We start from the raw sequence: 2,318 nt of genomic DNA, 5'->3' as shown, positions 1-2,318 counted from the left end.
CCATCCCGATCCGCTGCGGGGCACCGTGGACGCCCCGATCGACCGGCATCCGCGCCGGCCGGGGCTGTTCGCCGTCGTCGCGGACGGCAAGCCGAGTATCACCCACTACGATCTCCAGGAGGCGTTCCGGGCCGCCTCCCTGCTGTCCGTGCGGTTGGAGACCGGGCGCACCCACCAGATCCGGGTGCACATGTCCGCTCTGCGGCACCCGTGCGTCGGGGACCTCGCCTACGGGGCCGACCCCACGCTCGCCGAGCGGCTCGGCCTGACCCGCCAGTGGCTGCACGCGGCGCAGCTGTCCTTCGATCATCCCGGTCACGGCGGACGGGTCGAGTTCACCAGCCCGGACCCGGCTGACCTGGCCGAGGCGGTGGAACGACTGCGGGACCAGCCATGACGGAGCCGGTGACGCTCGGGGAGGCGACCTCGGCGCCGGTGCCCGCTCCCGCGGCACCTGGAGGAGCGGTGCCGGCCCAGGCCCCCGCCGGCCGGGGGTGGCCCACCGTGCGCCCACCGGTCCACGAGCTGGGGGCGCTGCTCGATCGGGTCGACGCCCGCACGCTGCCGGCGACCTCTCGCGCGATCGCGATCGTCCGGGCGCGGATGGTGGGCCTGGCGGCGCGGGAGATCGGTCGGGTCCGCCGGACCCGGGACCGGGCCCGTCCCTCGCCTGCCGGCTCCGACGACGATGACGGTCCGCCGGCCCTGCTCGACGTGGCCGGAGTCACGCCCGGCGGGGTGGTGGAATGGGGCGTCCGGATGCTTGTCCTCGGACTCGTCGCGTTGATCGTGGTGAGCGCAACGGCCGCGATCCTGCAGGGCGTCGATCATGCTCCGTCGTCCGGACGGTCCTCCCCGGCGACCGGGGAGGCGCCGACGTCCGCGAACCAGCCGGCGGCGCCCGACCAGCCGGCGGCGCCCGTGTTGCCCGTGGTGACGATCGGCCCCGGGCCGAACGACCCGGTCGCCGACTACCTCGGCGCCAGCCGGCAGAACCTCGCGTCGCTGACCTCGGCCGCCCCCGGCGCCGATCTTTACGCCGTGGCCAGTCTCACCGCGCCCCGCACCCCCGCCGACCTGCTCGAGGTGTTCGGCGACTTCCGGACCGTGCAGGTGTTCTTCACCGCCGGTATCGGGGGTGAACAGGAGCAGGCCCTCGTGCGCGATCCGGTGGCCGACGTCCGGGCCGCCTTCGGGTCGGCGGCGGCCCAGGCGGACGCCCGAGCCGCTGCCGACACGCAGGTCGGCGACACTGCCGCCGCCGACCGCGAGCGGCGAGCGGCGAGCGATCTGCGGGCCGGGTGTGGATGTCTGTTCGCCGCGGTGGTCCGCGCCCCGGCCGGCCGGCTCTCGCAGCTCGAAACCGATCCTCGGGTGCGGGTGGTGGACCCGGCCCCACCGGGAAGCGGGCCGCCGGGTATGAGATTCATCCCACTGTCCCCGGACCGTCGCTGACCCGGTCGAGACCGTCCGCATGATCGGACGGTGTGCCGGGCACGGGTGGCGGACGGTGACCGTTCTGGCGTGGCACCTGACCCCTGCGCCATCGTCGACCGGGACAGGAGAAGATGAGGGGGGGAGACCGGCTTCGTCACCTGGGGTTGCGACCGGCCGGGGAGTTCACGGATCATGATGAGGAGACCCAGGTTGAAGCTGGCGAAGGGCACCCGGGAGGTCTTCGACGCGGAGAGCCTGCTCGAGGAGTACCTGGGGCCGCGCAAGCGAGGTCTGCGCTACGCCTACCCGTACTACGACGGCCTGGTCACCAATAGTGATCCGGATCTGCTATGCACCGGGGATCTCCTGGCCCCGTGCCTGCTCGGCGTGCATGTGGACGTGGATCGGATGCACACGCTCACCGCACTGATGCCGTTGCTACAGCGGGCGTTGGACAGGCTTCCTCCCGGCATCGAGCTCATCGAGGCCGACGAGGTCACCCTCGATCTGGTCGCCGCGCTCTACGACCCCCTCGACGACCCGGACGTCTCCGACCGGGACGTCAAGGGCTCCCTCATCGCCAAGGTGCTGCACCGCAAGCGGCCCGCCCTGGTCCCGTTGTTCGACTCCAAGGTGAGGATCTTCTACCAGCACGAGGACTGCGTCCCGCCGTCGCCGCGGGACGGGCGGTCCTGGCGGCAGTACATGGGCCTGCTCATCCGCGCGATGCAGTACGACCTGCGGGAGAACGCCGAGGAGTTCCGCCGGCTCGGGGCGCTGGTACCCGTCGCGGGTCCCCCGATCACCCCGCTGCGGATGCTCGACGTCGTGGTGTGGATGAGCAGTGCGGTGTGATCAGCGCCCGTCGCCGGCCCGGGACC

The 2,318-nt window shown here is 72.7% G+C and carries 3 protein-coding genes; all 3 read left to right on the top strand.

Features of this window, described 5'->3' with window-relative positions; all coding sequences use genetic code 11:
* A partial coding sequence (locus ACY45C_RS18815) for an RluA family pseudouridine synthase (protein WP_462188891.1) occupies positions 1 to 397 on the top strand: 397 nt, incomplete at its 5' end.
* 8 nt (positions 398 to 405) lie between these two features.
* Entirely contained in the window at positions 406 to 1,455 is a 1,050-nt protein-coding gene (locus ACY45C_RS18810) for a hypothetical protein (protein ID WP_462188890.1), read from the top strand.
* A 192-nt stretch (positions 1,456 to 1,647) separates the two neighbouring features.
* A complete protein-coding gene (locus ACY45C_RS18805) occupies positions 1,648 to 2,292 on the top strand; it encodes a DUF6308 family protein (RefSeq protein WP_462188889.1) in 645 nt (214 codons plus the stop codon).
* Positions 2,293 to 2,318: the final 26 nt, after the last annotated feature.

The organism is Frankia sp. CcWB2, assembly GCF_977927585.1.
The sequence above is the reverse complement of the archived record's forward strand: the minus strand, read 5'-3'. Positions and strand labels throughout refer to the sequence as shown.